13 protein-coding genes are annotated in these 18667 nt (G+C 41.0%); 2 read left to right on the plus strand and 11 right to left on the minus strand.

Translation table 11 applies throughout. From position 1 onward, the window contains the following. The first annotated feature begins 265 nt into the window (after positions 1 to 265). Positions 266 to 1564, plus strand: a complete 1299-nt coding sequence (locus E7303_RS02645; RefSeq protein ID WP_292143712.1) for an IS4 family transposase — start codon at positions 266 to 268, stop codon at positions 1562 to 1564. A gap of 1749 nt (positions 1565 to 3313) precedes the next feature. Here E7303_RS02645 and E7303_RS02650 read toward each other — a convergent pair. From E7303_RS02650 to E7303_RS02670, 5 genes are all read right to left on the minus strand, one after another. Then, positions 3314 to 3679 carry a DUF1667 domain-containing protein gene (locus tag E7303_RS02650; protein WP_292143713.1) on the minus strand — a complete coding sequence of 122 codons (366 nt, stop codon included), beginning with the start codon at positions 3677 to 3679 and terminating at the stop codon, positions 3314 to 3316. A 48-nt stretch (positions 3680 to 3727) separates the two neighbouring features. Beyond that, positions 3728 to 4996: an NAD(P)/FAD-dependent oxidoreductase gene (locus E7303_RS02655; protein ID WP_292143714.1), complete on the minus strand. Its 1269-nt coding sequence runs from the start codon at positions 4994 to 4996 to the stop codon at positions 3728 to 3730. After that, positions 4993 to 6441 (minus strand): NAD(P)/FAD-dependent oxidoreductase, encoded by a 1449-nt coding sequence (locus E7303_RS02660; protein WP_292143715.1) that lies wholly within the window; start codon positions 6439 to 6441, stop codon positions 4993 to 4995. Before E7303_RS02660 ends, E7303_RS02655 begins: the two co-directional genes overlap by 4 nt. Positions 6442 to 6458: 17 nt before the next feature. Then, on the minus strand, positions 6459 to 7958 hold the full coding sequence (gene glpK / locus E7303_RS02665) for a glycerol kinase GlpK (protein ID WP_292143716.1): 1500 nt from the start codon (positions 7956 to 7958) through the stop codon (positions 6459 to 6461). Positions 7959 to 8132: 174 nt separating this feature from the next. After that, positions 8133 to 9311 (minus strand): hypothetical protein, encoded by a 1179-nt coding sequence (locus tag E7303_RS02670; protein ID WP_292143717.1) that lies wholly within the window; start codon positions 9309 to 9311, stop codon positions 8133 to 8135. A 142-nt stretch (positions 9312 to 9453) separates the two neighbouring features. Between E7303_RS02670 and E7303_RS02675 the strand changes: the two genes are divergently transcribed. Further along, a complete protein-coding gene (locus E7303_RS02675; RefSeq protein WP_022774861.1) occupies positions 9454 to 9624 on the plus strand; it encodes a hypothetical protein in 171 nt (56 codons plus the stop codon). Positions 9625 to 9649: 25 nt separating this feature from the next. On the opposite strand, the gene E7303_RS02680 is transcribed toward E7303_RS02675, so the two are convergent. The 6 genes from E7303_RS02680 to E7303_RS02705 all read right to left on the minus strand — a co-directional run bounded on the left by E7303_RS02680 (position 9650) and on the right by E7303_RS02705 (position 18664). Further along, positions 9650 to 11077 (minus strand): alpha-L-fucosidase, encoded by a 1428-nt coding sequence (locus tag E7303_RS02680; RefSeq protein WP_292143718.1) that lies wholly within the window; start codon positions 11075 to 11077, stop codon positions 9650 to 9652. Next, positions 11074 to 12306: a pectin acetylesterase-family hydrolase gene (locus tag E7303_RS02685; protein WP_292143719.1), complete on the minus strand. Its 1233-nt coding sequence runs from the start codon at positions 12304 to 12306 to the stop codon at positions 11074 to 11076. The genes E7303_RS02680 and E7303_RS02685 overlap by 4 nt, the downstream gene beginning before the upstream one ends. Before the next feature lie 66 nt (positions 12307 to 12372). Then, complete coding sequence (locus E7303_RS02690; protein ID WP_292143720.1) at positions 12373 to 13038, minus strand: DUF6320 domain-containing protein; 666 nt, start codon at positions 13036 to 13038, stop codon at positions 12373 to 12375. Next, entirely contained in the window at positions 13038 to 14309 is a 1272-nt protein-coding gene (locus tag E7303_RS02695) for a hypothetical protein (protein ID WP_292143721.1), read from the minus strand. The genes E7303_RS02690 and E7303_RS02695 overlap by 1 nt, the downstream gene beginning before the upstream one ends. A 26-nt stretch (positions 14310 to 14335) precedes the next feature. Then, positions 14336 to 16990 carry a right-handed parallel beta-helix repeat-containing protein gene (locus E7303_RS02700; RefSeq protein WP_330601605.1) on the minus strand — a complete coding sequence of 885 codons (2655 nt, stop codon included), beginning with the start codon at positions 16988 to 16990 and terminating at the stop codon, positions 14336 to 14338. Between the two features lie 528 nt (positions 16991 to 17518). Next, a complete protein-coding gene (locus tag E7303_RS02705) occupies positions 17519 to 18664 on the minus strand; it encodes a GGDEF domain-containing protein (protein ID WP_292143722.1) in 1146 nt (381 codons plus the stop codon). Positions 18665 to 18667 lie beyond the last annotated feature (3 nt).

Below are 18667 nucleotides of genomic sequence, written 5' to 3' on the forward strand. Positions count from 1 at the left end.
GGATATATTTTGCTTGGATTTATCATGTTTATAATAATATACTGTTATCAAGATTTCTACTATCTAAATGACATTGGGACGGTTCCAATGTCATTTAGATAAGGAATTCACATCCCAATATTAAATTTTCAACTACATATTTTGCAGAAATCAGAGGTGAAATATCCTCTGATTTTTTTGCATTTTTCTACAAAAAATGCTTGACAAGTCAGCCAAAAAATGTTGCCGCGCCTTGATTATAAGACATTTTTACGGAGGTGCTGACATGTGCATTGTTTCTACTGATCAAGTAAAAGATATCCTGCTTTCTTCCATTAGTTCACTGCTTGATCAACGAGATTTATTTCTTGTAAATCCTAGTTCGGACTTTACACGAACTAAGAAGATTACCTTTGAACAAGCGATGCTTTTTCCGCTTGTCGCTGCTTCTGGAGATATTTCTTCTGAATTGCTTGATTATTTCGGTGAAGACAAACTTCCTTCGGCATCTTCTATGATACAGCGAAGAAATCAAATTAAGCCGGAAGCCTTCATTGAATTGTTTAAAAGATTCTCAATCAAAGAGCTACTTAACAAGCATTTTTATGGTTATCAGCTTGTTTCATGCGATGGATCTAGAATCAATCTCCCTTATAATTCTTTAGATGATTATAGCTTTATTAATTGCATAAAGGACAGAAAAGGAATTAATCAGGTTCATTTGAACGCTCTATATGATGTTCTGAATGATGTTTTTATCGATGCTGAGATTCAGTCAGTTCATACCCTTAACGAAAAAAGAGCTTTTTGTGACTTACTTGATAAATATGCAGGATCCGACAGCAAACGCATATACATTGCAGATAGAGGGTATGTATCATATAACGTTCTTGCTCACCTGATTCATAATCAGCAACTGTTTCTTATCAGGATGTCAGATGCCTTTGCCGATGGCATTTGTGCTGATGACAAATGGATTTCTAATGAATATGCAGATATAGAAATAACTATCAACATAGGGCGTCGTAATTCTAAGTTCTTTCGTACTCTTGAGAATTATCACTACGTGGCTACAAATAGAACCTATGATTATATTGCACCAAACAGCAGTGACACTGATACTCTCAAGCTACGTATACTCAAGTTTCCTATATCTGAAAACTCATATGAATACATAGTTACCAACCTACCAAAGCGTACATTTTCTTTAAAAAAAATAAAGGAACTATATCACCTACGCTGGAATGAGGAAACAGCTTTCCGTTTTCTCAAATACGCTGGAAACTTGGTACATATACATTCACTAAAAAAGATGTTTCTTATTCAGGAAATATATGCAAAGTTGACTCTGTATAATTTCTCTTCATATGTAGCAGCTACGACAGAAGATATAAAAAAACAAACAGCTAAATATACGTATGTAAAAAATCATACTCAAGTGCAAAAAATCTGTCTAAAGTTTTTGAGGGGGACAATTAAAGATGTAAAAAGAATAATATCAAAATACTTAGTACCTGTCAGACCGGGCCGAAGTTTCGAGAGAAAACTTCGGCGACAGTCCGCAGATACATTAGCTTACCGATAAATCACTAAAACAGAATACCCTGAATAGTAGGCGGCCCCTGATGACCGCCTGTTTGCCTTTTTCAAAAATATAAAATTTTGACCGTAAACCCGAGAACTGGATATATTTTGTTTGGATTTATCATCCTTACTATAATAATTTATCTTTCAGGTTTTGGCTATCTAAATGACATTGGGACGGTTCTTTTGACTTATTAAAAGCAAGTCACTCAACCATCCATTTAACTTCTTAGAAAAGTATAGGTTGTAGCTGCGTACGCCACCATTGACTGAGCCTGAGGAAAACGCCGTCTATACCTCGCCGACGGTGAGGATGATGGGAACAGTAGATCTTATCTCACCGTCGGATTCAGCATTGTAGCGTTTCCCTCAGAACCCGTCAATGGCAAGCACCTACGGTGTGGCTGGGTACAAGCGCCTCAGGCTCTGACTCCGAGAACAGTAGGGGGTGGCTACTTTCAATAATGTGTAGGGCTATATTCTCATTTTACTGTGACAATTTATTATGATACGCCCTGCTATTACAGAATTCATGACCTAATCAGTGAATTTCATAAGTCTAGGTCATGTTTTTTGTCATGATATCGCCCCGCGATTACAGAATCCATGACCTAATCAACGGATTTTCATAAATCTAGGTCATGTTTTTTATCATGGAATCGCTCTGCTATTACAGAATCCATGACCTAATCAGTGGATTTCATAAGTCTAGGTCATGTTTTTTGTCATGATATCGCACCGCGATTACAGAATCCATGACCTAATCAACAGATTTCATAAGCCTAGGTCATGTTTAGATAGCTCGTCCACCCGGCTTTGGGCATATAGCATGATATCGAGCTTGCAGCCACCCCTCATCATAGCTTTTATCGCAGGCATTTGGGCATATACGGCGATTATCCGTCCGCAGCCACCATTTTAACGGGTGGCTCGAGTCTTGAAATCGGCCTATATGCCCAGTTGACCTTCATGAGGGGTGGCTGGCCTCGCAAAAAGTTGCTATAAGGACAAATTAGTAAAAATCTTAGGTGGCTGGAAGCTCTAAAAAGCGCTATATGCCCAAAGCAATTTCTATTGGTTGCCGATTCAAATTGGATAAATGTGAGATTAACTGAGATGTGGGATAAAACCTGGAATTCTATTGAAGTTATCCTACATTTTCAGCCTTTGAGCACTGCGCTTGAATGAAAAGTAGGATAAGCGCGATAAAAACCACCGAATTATCCCACAAATCAGCAGAATTGTTAACAAAAATGATAAGAATAGTGGGATAAAAAGCGCTAAAATCAAGCAGTTATCCTACATCCTCTCCTACATCAGTTCCTATCTCCAGATTGTCACAGTGAAATGAGCATATAGCCCTACACATTATTGAAAGTAGCCGCCCCTACTGTTCTCGGAGTCAGAGCCTGAGGCAATAGTCCCTAGCCACACCGAAGGTGCTTGCCATTGACGGGTTCTGAGGGAAACGCTACAATGCTGAATCCGACGGTGCGAGAAAATCTACTGTTCCCATCATCCTCACCGTCGGCTCGCTGACCAGGGCGTTTTCCTCAGGTTCAGTCAATGGTGGCGTACGGAGCCAAGCATTTACCAATTTCTTAAGCTTATACATAGAATAACAGGGGGCAATGTCTGCCCCCTGTCTACTCCCTAGCTTCTACCTTACTTACGCATATACAAAAAGAGAGGATTCTGATGTTTGCAATTAGCATACATCAGAATCCTCTCCCTAATCTACAGCCTTATATCAAACCGCTGCTATTTCTCTTGTTGCAATAACATCAACACCAGTTCCTGCAACGTTTTTCACAAGTACATCTCCAATATGCGCAGGTGCACTAACAACGGCCGCATCTATATCCTTCATGACTTCAAATATCTTGTCCTTTGGAATATCGCTTGCAGTTTTTACTGATACTCTCGCTTTATCTCCACCGGTTATTCTGATGGTGCTTGTAACAATCCTGGTGGGATTAACAACTTCTTTTCTTGCATATATATCGCCCTTTGGGCAGGTATTGCCGGCAACTTCCAAAACCTCTCCGTTTTCCATAGATACAGTCAGCTGGCAGCCCATAGGACATCCTATACAGGTAAGTTCTCTTTTTTCCATTTCCAATACCTCTATTTCCCTGTTCTAATTAAATAAGCTCTTATATGCTTACTCGTTCTCAATCTTAACCGTTATCTTCTTAAGTCCGCTATGTTCCTGAATCTGACTCTTTCTCAAAATGATCTGTTCCATTTCACCGGGAGCCATGATCCTCTTCTGGTTATGCATGATGCGTTCATCATCAAAGTAAACACTGACAAAAGAGTTCTTGTAAACATCACCGACTCTGAATCTTACTGTCAAAAGATCATCCATACGTTCAGGGTTGATTGAACTTGGAACTGTATATCTCGCGCCCTCTGTCGCAGTGATCTCAATTGTCTCTGCACCACTTTCATCCTTGCAGCCATCATTTATGTACTTAACAGCGTTCTGGCCTGCTCTTTTTGCTTCTTCTGAAACATAGTCAACAAGGTCATGAACGTGAAGAACATTGCCGCAGGCAAATACGCCTGGGATGTTGGTCTCAAGTGATTCATTTACGACAGGACCTGACGTAACAGGGCTCATCTTTACTCCTGCTGCTCTTGAAAGCTCATTCTCAGGGATAAGTCCGCAGGATAAAAGAAGTGTATCGCAAGTGTATCTCTCTTCTGTACCCTTGATTGGCTTTCTATCCGGGCCAACCTCTGCGATAGTTACGGCTGTCACATGGTCTTTTCCCTCGATGTCAACTACAGTATGTGAGAGCTTAAGAGGAATTCCATAGTCATCAAGACACTGAACTATATTTCTCTTAAGTCCGCCTGAGTAAGGCATAAGCTCAGCTACAACCTTTACCTTTGCACCTTCAAGTGTCATTCGGCGAGCCATGATAAGTCCGATGTCGCCTGATCCAAGGATAACAACCTCTCTTCCTGGCATATATCCTTCAATATTTACAAGTCTCTGAGCTGTTCCTGCAGAAAAGATACCTGCCGGTCTGTAACCCGGAATATTGAGGGCACCTCTTGGCCTTTCTCTGCATCCCATGGCAAGGATAACTGCCTTGGCTGCTATTTGGAAGCACCCGTCATCTTTATTTATTGCAGTTACAACCTTATCTGCTGAAATATCCATAACCATGGTATTAAGCTTATACTCAATACCAAGATCCAAAGCCTTTTTGATAAATCTATAAGCATACTCAGGGCCTGTGAGCTCTTCCTTGAAAGTATGAAGGCCAAAACCATTGTGGATGCACTGATTTAAGATTCCACCAAGTTCATGGTCTCTCTCAAGGATAAGTATGCTGTCATTCCCTGCCTCTTTTGCTGCTACTGCGGCTGCAAGTCCTGCAGGACCGCCGCCTACAATTACTATGTCTACTGTCTTCATGATAAACTTGCCTCCCCTTTTGTTCTTTCAAGGACAATGTACGATTTGCCACCACTCTTGGTTATCTTCTCGTAAGGGAGTCCCAATTCTCTATTGATTATTTCCATTGTTCTTGGGCTGCAGAAGCCTGCCTGACATCTTCCCATTCCTGCTCTTGTTCTGCGCTTTACTCCATCAAGTGAGCGTGCGCCGAGAGGTCTGTGGATAGCCTCAAGGATTTCTCCTTCTGTTATGGATTCGCATCTGCATACGATTGTTCCATAAGCAGGGTTCTTTTTGATGAGTTCATTCATCTCTTCAACAGAAAGTCCCTCTGTCTTTGTGATTCCTTTTCTTGTTCCAATCCAGTTCTCTTTTTCAGTTAAAGAGAGCTTTTCTTTTACCATTTCTCCAACCATCTTTCCAATAGCAGGAGAAGCTGAAAGTCCAGGAGACTCGATACCTGCAACATCGATAAAGCCAGGTGCATCCTTAACTTCCTCGATCACAAACTCATGTCTTTCAAGATGAGCACGAAGTCCTGCAAAAGAAGTAATGACATTCCTCATAGGGAGATTCTTTACATTTTCACTTGCCTTTGAAACAACTTCTTCAAGTCCCTGTGCTGTTGTATTGTTGCCCTCTTTGTTCTCAAGGTCGATTGCTGTAGGGCCAACAAGGAGATTGCCGTGAACAGTAGGTGTAACGAGTACTCCCTTACCATATTTAGTAGGCTGAGGGAAAATAGTGTGTGACACATATCCTCCAACCTGCTTATCAAGAAGGCAGTAATCTCCGCGTCTCTCAATAATATGCATCTTGTCGCTGCTGACCATGTTGTGGATCTCATCAGCGTGAACACCTGCGGCATTTATAACCATACGGGTCACATATTCACCATTGTTTGTTCTTAAATGCCAAAGGCCATCCTCGCCTTTTTTGATATCTTCAACTTCAGTGTTGAATCTAAACTCAACTCCGTTTACATTGGCATTTTCAGCCATAGCGATCGTAAGCTCAAATGGGCAGATGATTCCGCCTGTAGGAGCAAACAAAGCGCCCTCTACATTATCTGAAAGATTAGGCTCCATCTCTAAAGCTTCTTCTTTTGAAAGGATCTTAAGACCCTTAACTCCATTTTTCACACCTCTCTCATAGAGAGTCTTAAGGCCATCAAGTTCCTCCTTGTGAACGCACACAACCATGGAACCGTTTCTCTTAAATGGGATATCAAGATCCTTTGAAAGCTGATCCATCATCTCATTTCCTTCAACGTTGAGCTTGGCCATAAGAGAGCCTTCTTCAGCGTCAAATCCGGCATGAACTATGGCAGAATTAGCCTTTGATGTGCCTTCGCAGACATCTTCGCATTTTTCAAGCACACATACGTTAGCCTTGTATTTTGATACTTCTCTGGCAATGGCGCTTCCTGAAACCCCTGCGCCTATTATTAGACAATCGTACATATTTACCATCTCCTAAATTAGTTTTTTGCCCAACCGCGTGTTGAAGCAACAGCCTGTTTCCAGCCCGCAAGCTCTTTTTCTCTCTCTTCCTTATCCATTGAGCTTTTGAACTCTTTGTCTACAGACCAGTTATTTATAACATCCTCTTTATTTTTCCAGTATCCAACTGCAAGACCTGCAAGATACGCTGCTCCCATAGCTGTAGTTTCAACGCAGCTTGGCCTTACAACATCTGTATCTATAATGTCTGACTGGAACTGAAGCAGGAAATTGTTCTTGGAAGCTCCGCCGTCAACTCGAAGACTTGTGAGCTTATTTCCTGTATCAAGCTCCATGGCTGCAAGTACATCTGCAGTCTGGAAAGCCAAAGACTCAACTGTCGCCCTTATAATGTGGTACTTATTTACGCCTCGTGTAAGTCCTACGATCGCGCCTCTTGCGTAAGGGTCCCAGTATGGAGCACCAAGTCCTGTAAATGCAGGAACCACGTAGCATCCGTTTGTATCTTTAACTCTTGTTGCAAAATATTCTGAATCCGGTGCAGAATCAATTGCTCTGAGCTCGTCCCTAAGCCACTGGATTGCTGCTCCTGCAACATAGACTGAACCTTCCAACGCATATGTGACTTTTCCATCGATGCCCCATGCAATTGTTGTCAAAAGATCATTCTTGGAATAAACAGGCTTATCTCCTGTATTCATGAGCATAAAGCAGCCGGTTCCATAAGTGTTTTTGGCATCGCCCTTGTTGAAACATGTCTGTCCAAAAAGCGCCGCCTGCTGGTCACCTGCAGCTCCTGCGATCCTTATAGGTCCTCCAAAGAACTCAGAATCTGTTTCGCCATAGATGCAGCTTGAAGGCTTAACCTCAGGAAGCATGCTCATAGGAATATCAAGAATCTCACAAAGCTCCTTATCCCATTCCAATGTATTGATGTTAAAAAGAAGTGTTCTTGAAGCGTTAGAATAATCGGTTACATGAACCTTACCCTTTGTAAGCTTGTAAATAAGCCAGGAATCAACTGTTCCAAAACAAAGCTCGCCATTCTCTGCTCGCTGTCTTGCTCCATCGACGTTATCCAGAATCCATCTGATCTTGGTTCCTGAAAAATAAGGATCGAACTTAAGACCTGTCTTGCACTGAAATTCCTCCACGATTCCCGGTCTTTCAGCTTTCATTTTTTCTGCAAAATCAGCAGTTCTGCGGCACTGCCATACAATGGCGTGTGTGATGGGCTGTCCTGTCTTTCTGTCCCAAACGATAACAGTCTCACGCTGATTTGTTATTCCGATTGATGCTATATCTTCAAATTTGGCGTCAATCTTATTCATTGCCTCTCTTGCTACAGACAACTGTGTCTGCCAAATTTCGCTGGCATCATGCTCAACCCAGCCTGGCTCCGGAAAGAACTGTGTGAATTCCTTTTGAGCACAGGAACAGATCTCTCCCTTTTGATTAAAAAGGATACATCTGTTACTTGTTGTTCCAGAGTCCAAAGCCATTACATATTTAGCCATTTATTACTCCTACCCTTCCCCAAAAAATCTTAAATCATGCTATTATGATAAGTCCATATTGTGCTATTTGCAATACATTCACAATATTCTAGCTCTATTTTTGTAGCATTTTAACAAAAAGATATATTGGTTTTTGTTGGAAACCAATATATCTTTTTTAGTTTTCTTGTGCTATCAATCTGCTTCGATTGCTTCGTAAGCAGTATAGTAAGTTTCTATCCTGTCAAATTTGTAATAGGCATCGCCCTTTATTGTGGCAAGGCTCCCCGGATTTATACAGACTTCATCAATGTTGTGTGGAATAAGCCAGATACAGTCCACAAGCTCATCTCCGTCAAAGAAAAGAATGTAGGCATCAACTTTTACCTTTATGTCTGAAGTATTTTCGGCCGCTAAAATAACCGAGTTGCCATCCACCTTCGTGTAGACGAGAACCTGATCAGTCATGTCCTTTTCGTAGGGAGTTCTTTTGGTAATGGTAAATTCATACATTGATGGGATCATGCCATTTAAGTCGCTCTTATCAAAACGCCCCTCAATCACGAACTTGGCCTCATCAGGCACCACTTCCGATGTTCTCTCAGAAACTGCCAGCTCATTTCCCTCGCTGTCTCTTGCTGTGAACATGCACTCATATCTGAATGTTTCTCCTGTCTTATTCTGGAGCACAATAACAGGATTACAGTTGTGATCGTCCTCTCTGAAATACTGGGCAACTATGATCGTCCCAAGAGGAAGTCCGCCATAAGATGGCATATCATCATCAGAAGCCCCCACGAATCCGCTTACAGGTTTTGTATCATAGTCTTTTTCTATATCTTCAAATTTCTCAAAGATGTTTTGAGGATAGTCTCTGTAATCAAGGGATTCCTCTTTTTCCTCTGAAGTACCTGCACTGCTTGCAGCTGTCCCGCTTACATATCCAGGTTTATCCTGAACAACACCGTCACTTACGTAGTAGAGGTCTTCACTTTCTTTTTCAGTCCCTTCGGTTTCATTTTGGGCTGTTTCTATGTGTTCAACATCAAGATTCAGGTTCTTTTCCCCTTTGAGAAAAGACATATCGAATCCCATGTTGGAATAATTCTCATATATTATCTGTTTCCAAAAAGGCATCCCCATCCCTTTATCAAAAGGTAACGAAATACCGTAGCAATTAAGATACATGATAATTGGAACCAAAACTCCTACAACAGACATGCAAAGAGCTCTGACTATATTTATTGATTTTTTCTGTAAATAGCAATAAATACTCAGACAAAGTGCAATTATTGATGGAAATATTCCGACTAAAGCAAAAGATGACAGAAGACCAAGTACAGATAATAAAATTGTAATTACAAGCAATTGCATGAAATTACCCCTCATTTTATGTGCATATTACACAAAAGTTATTCTCAAATAAATGTCAATACTTGTATCTATATTTTTTTATACTACAATATATTGTAGTTAGAAAGTGTATGAATTTTCGTTTTTTGAGGAGGGTGTGATTATGAATAGTGTTGCTACTTTGGAGGCTTCAGACCAGCTGATAATACGCAGCATTCTTCGTTCTATGGCCAATGAGCACTGGTCAGTTGCCGAAGCACTGGATGAGTATGATATTCCCGAGGATCTTCGTGATGAATATGAAGCTCAGATAGAAGCCTGCTTTGTTGATTGAAGCAAGCTTCTACCCGGATCATCCGTTATAACATTTCAATCTTAAATACGACTGGCATATCGCTCTTGTAATCTGTTTTTAAGTGAAGACCATCGTCTTTTCTTTCAAAAGTTACAGGGCTGTCATTTGCCAGCACTTTGATGCCTCTGATTATACCTGAAAAGCCGGTAGAACTGGCGGCATCTTTTTGTGTACCAAGGCTCTTTACTATGTATTCACCGTTATCAGCGCATTTAAGAACATGTACATAGATATTGCCATGTGCCACTGTGAATCTGATATCTTCAGGCGTATAGTTTATCTTCTGCTTATCGGTAAACTGTCCGCCGGCCATCTTGGTTGGTCCTTCTTCTGCTACTCTGTATGGTTTTGAATTATAGATAGCTTCGCCGTTTTCTGAGAGCCACTTACCTATTCCAAGTAATGTCTTTTTATCTTCATCAGAAATTGTACCATCAGGCTTTGGTCCAACATTTAAGAGCATGTTTCCGTTCTTGGCCACTGCGTCGATAAGGTTGCATACTATTTCCTCAGAATCCTTGTACTCATTGTCGATTGTATAGCACCATGAGTGTCTTCCTATCGCCGTATCAGTCTGCCAGATAAATGGCTGTGCCAAAGCCATCTGTCCCCTCTCCACATCAGGAACCGCAACTCCAAACGGGAATGCATCGTGCTTGTAGTTGATGACACCAACCTTTCCGATCTTCTCCATTTCGTTGTAGTAGTAAGCTGCCATCTCTCTAAGGTATGGCTTTAAACATGCCTCCTGGATCCACCAGTCAAAATAAAGAACTTCAGGATGATAGTTATCAATGATCTCTTTTGTCCTTAAAAGCCAGTCCTCCATAAACTCTTTTGTTGGAGTAGGCTCAGCATAGAGGTCGTAATGATCCTCAGGCTCTTTCATTGCAGGCCAGTAGAGGCTGTCCTTTGTAATAGAATCATTTATATCACTCTCAAAATCTCTGCCATGGCTCATAAAGAACCAGTGCTCGATTCTGTGTGAAGAAGCGCCAAGTCTCATGCCCTTTTTCTCAACGCTCTTTTTAAGCTCTCCAAGATAATCAATCTTTGGTCCCATCTCATAGGCATTCCATTTTGATATCTTGCTCTTGTACATCTGAAATCCGTCGTGGTGCTCTGCTACAGGAACTACATATTTTGCTCCCGCCTTTTGAAAAAGATCTGCCCATTCATCGGCATTAAATTTCTCAGCCTTGAACATAGGAATAAAATCTTTGTATCCAAAGTCCTTTTGAGGGCCGTAGGTTTTAACATGATGTTCAAACTCTCTTGTGCCCTGAATATACATATTTCTTGAATACCATTCATTGGCATATGCAGGAACGGAATATATTCCAAAATGGATGAATATTCCAAATCGTGCATCTGAGTACCACTGCGGCACTCTGTAATTTGATAGTGAATCCCAATCTGCTGTGTAAGTCATTTCTTTCTAGTCCTTGCTTTCCCCTTTTTATTTTTCTCTTTATCTTCTCGTAAAAGATTCATTCCAACATCATAAACCTTACCTTCAACGGCATCAATAAGCCAGTTGGCCATAGATATGCCATTTTGGGTAAATGCGGTGAAATGGAGCTCTCTCACACTGGTGTGAACTGTTCCTCCCATGGTAATAAGCGGTAATTTCCAATCATTTATGAAAATGCCAAAAGATGGAGTTATACTCTTTAGCTCTTTTACCATCTGAATAAGCTGGTGATAATACTCATCCTGCACTTCAGAATCCGTCTCATACTTTTTGCGGATAATATCGTTGTAATAAGCACTTAAGAGATAATCTCTGGTGGAACTTGAATATAAAAATTTAAACCTGTCCCCATACTTGGCATAAAGAGCCTTATACCAGTCAAGGGTTATGTTATCACTAACTATCGGCTTCCAAAGACTTTCCTTTGTCATCCAGATATTTTTAGCTGTCTTTCTCCAGTTTTTGTAAAGGAGCTGTCCGCTGTCAGAAAATACTGTGATATTCCTGGCGTTTGGATAATAGTCATCAACGATCTCTCCAGCCAGGGCAGGAACCGCGAAGGCACCAGCTGAATTACCGGCTATCAAAAGCTTTGAAGGCGATGGAAAGAGCTTTTTAGCCACTTTCATACTCTCGCGGAAATTTACGTATCCATGGAAATGAAGAACTTCATCCTTACCTTCCTCTGACTTATATGGATAATCGTTGTTTCCTATATGGAAATCTCCTGTGGCATAAGTTATTACCACAAAGCTCCAGTCCTTAAAAGGATTTTTATCTGATGCTATGTCGGTTATACCAACGTTTATATTCATAAGCTGGGTAAAAGGTCTTAAATTATTCCAATAGTAGTTTGGAAGTCCTGCCGCAACTTTGCCCCCTGTAACAGGTCTTGCTGCAGTGTACTCATTCCATGCCACTCCGCCTCCTGATAAAAAGACGCACAGCTTATCCGGATCAGCTTTTTTAACATAGATATAGTACTCAGAACCATCTCCCGAAAGCCCCCTGTCCAGAGAGACTCTATACCAGGTCATATCCTTGGGATCATCCGGAAGTTCATCCGCCAGTTTGTTTCGGTCCTCCATTACCTTTCCAATGGAGTTCTCCACGAAATCTCCCACCCTGCTTGCAAAGACGATTCCTCGTTTGAAGTTGTTTTTGTTAAGTCTGTTCTTTAAACTCATGAAACACCTATTACACTTTGTGATGATACTTTGTGATGATATACGGATTGCTCCGCTTCGCTCTCATCACATGTTAAACATTTTTTCTGAAGCATTCTTAAGGTCACCGAACCTGAAGATGATAACTCCTGCAAAGAGGATCAGGTATATCATCACGCTGGTGACTGCAGGCCACGGAACCTTATTCATGCCATTTTTGATAAATAAAATCTGAAGAAGCACCATCACAAGATCAAGTACCAGGTAAAGAATGTACTCATCAAGCCTTAGCTTTAACACAAGGGCTGTAATAATTGTTGCAATGGCGAGCCCTATTAGGGTCAGCGGTATCATCCACGCAAAACTCCACCCGTGAAATCCTGTATGAATATCCACGTAAATATCTACCACTATCGCCACTATCACTTCCCAGGTTATTACCTTTATCAGGTTATTTCTAAGATACATGGTGGTTATTATCGTGATCCATCCTGCCAGAATTCCCAGCATAACGGGACTGATAAATGAGAACTTATTCTCGGTCATGATATTGATGGTTGCAAAAACTATTTCAGAAGCCACAAAAAGAAACGTGCATACCTTCAAAAACGTGATATTACTGATTTTTTTTCTTCTTATTGTTGGAAAAGAAGGACTTGCTTCACCTTCTACATTTTTAAGTTTCCCCTGGCATAAGGGGCAACAGCTCTTATTTCCTCGTATGTTAACTTTACACTTTGGGCATATCTGCATCAGTCACTTACCTCCTCATCATAGTCATTTGACCCAAGCTCAACTTCTATTCCCTGTTCTGACAGGCATCTGAAGAAATTAAGCATTACTCTGTGGGTCTTATATGGTGAGGCTTCACCAAAGGTCATCTTATCACCAAAGGAGCAGACTGTTACCTGCTGGGAGGATGCGGTCATAAAGGCGCTGAATCTGTCTATATATTCCTCAACCTCTTTAGGCATCTTAATTCTTCCAATGTTTGACATGGAAGTTGTTACACCCTTTTTGGCTGCAGCATCAAATCTTCCGATCGTGAAATCCTTTATAGGAAGTGGAACCACTTTTACGGCCAGGTTGTGCTCAAGAGCAGAATAAGAATTCATTGTCTTTTCAATATTCTCAGCTGAAAGCTTTTCCTTAAAAGCTTTGTCAACAGGCTCTATTATCGTATTTAGATTGCCATCATAATTGGCTGGATCATAATCGATATTGATAACGCCAAAGAAATTCCTGGCTGTTCCGCTGTGATAGAACTGTCTTAAATTTACAGGAACACTTACCACAACATGCCTTTTCTTTTGACCACGGTTCATGCTGAGTATCGCAGCCTTAATGTAGATCGCAACGCACAAAACACCAACTGTTGTGTTATGCTTATGCGCAAGCTCCAGAAATTTGCTGCTTGATACTGTTCCCTCAAGAAGATGCGGAAGCAGGTTTTCATCAAGCTCGCCGCTTACCTGATACGCCTTAACAGATGACATCTCCTTAAGCTGCTTGAGACCTTTTTGCTTGCTATAATTGTCAGTGAATGCATCAACATTCTTTTCCTCAACAGAAAACTCATCAACAGGCTTGATGTCCTCACTAAGTGAGTGTTTCAGCTGAAGATAGCGGATAATAAGAGTCTTAAAGAACATAAAGGCTCCTGTTCCATCCGCAAGAACGTGGAACATTTCAAGATTTATTCTTTTATCAAAATAGTTAACTCTGTATAAAAGATTTTTATGCCCCGGAATATAAAGCGGCATGCAGGCCGGTGTGTGCTCAAGCTCAACAACAGGCCTTAGATCACTATCCTCAAGGTAATACCAAAAAATTCCCCTGTGAAGGACACAGTTAAAAAACGGAAATTCATCGATAGTCTCATCAAGAGCTATCTGAAGCATGTCCTTTTCAACTTTTTCTTTTAACTCGCATGTAAGTCTGAATACCCTGGTATTTGCTCCTCTCGCCGTAGAAGGAACAATCTTAGCGGCATTATCCAGTTTGTACCAATTTTTTCTCTCCATCAAAAATTTTAATCCTTATCTATAGTTTATAAATGCTCAATTCTTTCGGTCACTATATCCATAGATGCTCTGCTTATCCTATAGATAACATCCTCCAGTGAAATGAACTTTTTCCCTCTTATAAATTTGAGATATTTGGGTTTAAATCTCATCTTTATGCCCTTTGGCTCTATTCCGCTGTTGACCTTCTCTTCAATGGTACTGCAGGTATCAACAGGGTCGTGCGCCAGGCTCTTATTCAAAATGCAAAGAAGCGTTCCCGCTGTCCTCACAAGTCCCTCAGCATTGGGGTCATCACTTACGTCAATTGATTGCAGCGCTCCCACAGACCACTTCTTTAAACTATGATATATTCCGTACTCGCAATCAAGCTCTACAAGCTTTTCATTGGTGGAATCATAGAGCCACACTTCGTTTCCCTTAACGAACATGTCGCTGACTATAAATAGCTCGCCCTCAAACGGGAACTTTATTCCCACATTTGAGCACCCGGTCAAAAGAACATTCGCATTAACTTCTGCAACATAGTCACCAAGGTCAGTCTCAAAGCCCGTGGTATCTGCAACCATCTCAGGCTCTGACTCATACCTGATGTCTTCTTCCTCTTTTTCTTTCTTTTCTTCTATTCTCGCATTCTCATCATGCTTTATCTTATAGGAATAGAACAAAGGAGTCTGAACTGTAAACCTGTCACTGCCACATTCCTCGAAAGGCCCTGCAACAGGGAAGCGCCCTCTTTTTCTGCCAAAATAGTCTGTATCAAACAGGATAGAGCTTCCGTCAGGATTCTCAAATCTCTCCTCCGGTTCAAAGGCAAGCCCTAAAGAATCGGAATTAACAGGAACTGTAAAGTTCCTTGGCAGATACTCATAAAGATTGGTGTGAAGAGTATACCGCCCCTCTTCTTCATCCACATACAGGCTTATTTTGTGACCCTGATCCATATGAGCAGAGGTCTCAAAATCACAGCTTCTTGCCCCGTTAAAATATGCGTTACCTCCAAAATAAACCGGCAAATGATCATAGTACAGATCATTTGAGCCTAAAGTCTTTTTTGCATTTTTGCCAAATCTTCCAAAGTACTCAGAAGGACTTGGATATGTGTTGTAAGGAATGGTTCCGCATATAAAGTTGTTGCGATCTATGGTATCAGCTTCTTTTGAAACACAGTAGTCCAAAAGGTCCTGTCTTATAGGCTTTTGAACAAAAATGTTGTTATAAAATCTCGCATCACCGTGAAGTATTGTCATAAAGCCTGCAATCTTCGTAGAATGCGGCACATGATATGGGGTATATCTGTTTGTGGCAAACTTTTTCCCGCCATTGTCTGTTCCATTTCCAACATAGGTAAAAGAGCCGGCTATAAGGTTGTGCACAAAGGCTATTCCCTGAGCGCTGATCCTTGCGGCAATATCAGACAAAAGCAGGTTGTGATCAACAATCGTCGGCCCATGGGAAACTTCGATAAAGATATCTTCTCCAAGGGCGAGCCCGCTTTCTATGATAGTTCCTTTTGGCGGAACATTATCGTGAAGGAAGTTCTGGGTAACCCTTGTTCCCTGTGCCTCCCAGTCAAGCCATATTCCTCTTGTACAGTGGTCAATATGGTTCCTTCTGATCTGCGTATCTATTGCAGCGTGGAACTTGATACCGCCAATCTCCGCGCCTTCAAGGTTATGCTTATTGTTTATATGATGGATATGGTTGTCCTCGATGATTGAGAAAGCACATCCCATGTGGCCTACAATTCCTGCCTGGCCACAGTCGTGTATATCGCATCTTCTGACAATGTGAGATCCAACCGTTTCTTTGTCCCAGCCATCATTGACCGCCTGGCACACCGCATCTCTCTGGGTCTGCGTGCCATCTTTTAACCAATAGGAAGTCCACTTGTTGTTATTGCCCTGCTGATAATACTTTCCAAGGCTTATACCAACGCATTTTGACTCAGCTATCTCACATTCTTCTATGATCCATCCCTTTGACCAGTTAGGCCCTATCATTCCTTCCTGCATGGCTGTAGGCGGTGCCCACTGAGTCGCAGCATTTCTGATCATAAAACCACTTACTGTAATATAATTCAGGCCCTTTTTCTCCGGGAAAAAGCACGCCCTTCTGACAGAAATCTCTACTTCCTCCTGATTCGGGTCTTTTCCCTGGAAATTGGCATAGATAACTGTATTATTATCTTCCTGGGCTGTAAACCAGACATACTCTGAAAAATCAGGGTCCCAGGAACGCTTATCCTTATTGGGATGCATACAAAAAGACAGATCAAATACTTCAGTCATTGATCTTCCGTTAAGATATAATTCACCTGTGTGGGGATTTTTATCTGAAGTCTTGAACCAGTCTCCTGCAACTTCAGAAATATATGGATTGTAATCTCCGAAAAAGCTGTTTGGAATCCTGATCCTCCAAACATTTTCAAAGGCCTCAAAACCCTTTAGTTCCTCGGAGCCTGTGATCACAGCTTCGCCCCTGGATGTACTCTTATAGACGATTCTCTCGTTTTCGGTGCCTGAGTTTTTTGGTCTTACCCACTCTCTGTATATACCGGGAGCCACCAGGACAGTGTCACCAGCCTTTGCTATATCAGCTGCTTCCTGAATAGTCTTAAAAGGATGATTAACGCTTCCGTCACCGCTCCTAAGCACATTGCCCGCTACGTATATCTGCATATTCCCCCTCCTTAGCTAAATACATCCGTATCATATTCTCACGGATCACACTACAAGTGCGTGTTTCTGCTGAAAATAGGTACACATAAACATCTAATAATAGTATATCACTTATTTTGTATGGTATACTTACAAGAAATAAGAAAACAAGGGGAATCAGTATGGGACGAATGAAATTCATCTACGCCATCTCAATAATTGCAGCTTTTCTATTAGCCGGACTACTCATCAACCTAATAACCTCACTTTTTTAAACCTACTTTTATTGTAAACAGACGCAAAAATATTATTCTTTATATGTGTAGTAAACCTTAAATCTAGAAGTGCCCATACCTTTGGATAGAGCGATTTAGTATGAGCAATAGAGACAGTTAAGATAAAATAAAAGCCCTGTTTTCTGTTCTGAATAAGCATGAAAGAAAACAGGGCGCATTATTTTATATTTACTGTGTCTTTGCGAATACTCCGAGATCTATCCGAAGGTATGGGCACTTGTGGATTTTATGCCACTCGCAAGAAAGAATTTTTTTAGTTGATTCTCTTTTGCTTATAAAGATCTGAATCCGCTCTTGCGATGAATGACTGGAGCGATATTGGTGACTCGAAGTCATACTGGGCGATTCCTACGCTTACTGACAGGTCATAGTTGGTACTATATTTTTCAGTAATGCGCTTTACATTATTCTTTATCTGATCTGCAAGCCATGTAGCTTCTGCCCTGTAGGACATCTCTGCAATTACCACGAACTCATCTCCGCCATACCTTGATACAAAGAACCTGCTCCTTGGTCCCTGGCATGCTTCCTTGATGGCGTCTGCAACTCTGATAAGAGCATTGTCTCCTTCAAGATGTCCATATGCTTCATTTACAGTTCTGAAATGATCAATATCTATAAGAAGTATAAAGAGAGACATTCCAGGCTCTTCTTCTCTCATCTTCCTTGTAAGATATCTGAACATCTGATTCTTGTTATTTAGCTGAGTAAGCGGATCCAAAGAGATCAGACTCTCTGTCTGAGTAATATATGCATAAAAAACTGCTGCTACAATTCCGTAGCACAAGAATGGTATTCTCCAGTATGTTGCCTGCAAGATACCAAGTATGATCGGCATACATGGAAATATGCCTATCATAAAGTACATGCCCCTATCGGCATATCTGTCCTTGTCCAAAGCTCTGTAAAAAGCCTTAGCTGAAGCTGCAAGAAGATATCCGAAAGGAACTATTATAAGCACCAGATAGAGGTTTCCACCCACAAGGGCATTATTCTCATCCACATAAAATACCAATCCTGTTCTATAGGCTGAAATACATAAAATCGCAGAAACCCAGACAGGAATACTTATAATAAGCCTTGCAATGTCCTTCTCTACCATCTTTCCCTTTTGTAGAGTTTCAGACAAAATGAACCAAAGATACGCATCAACACTTATAAGCAAATATGTAAATATGTTGGATAAATAAAGGAAAGGCTTTGAGTTGCTGATAACTCCGCTATCAACAAGTGCCCAGAATATCTCTGCTATAAAATAAAGCATTGTAACAAAGACGATATCGCCAAGATAAACTGTTGAAAGGTCTTTATTAACACCTCTGACTATTTTAAAAAGAATTATTCCAAGTAAGAAAAAACAAGCCAAATAGGCCTCAATGTAGTAAAATTCGTACCCCAAAGT

The sequence above is a fragment of the Butyrivibrio sp. genome (assembly GCF_015056685.1).
Classification (GTDB): domain Bacteria; phylum Bacillota; class Clostridia; order Lachnospirales; family Lachnospiraceae; genus Butyrivibrio.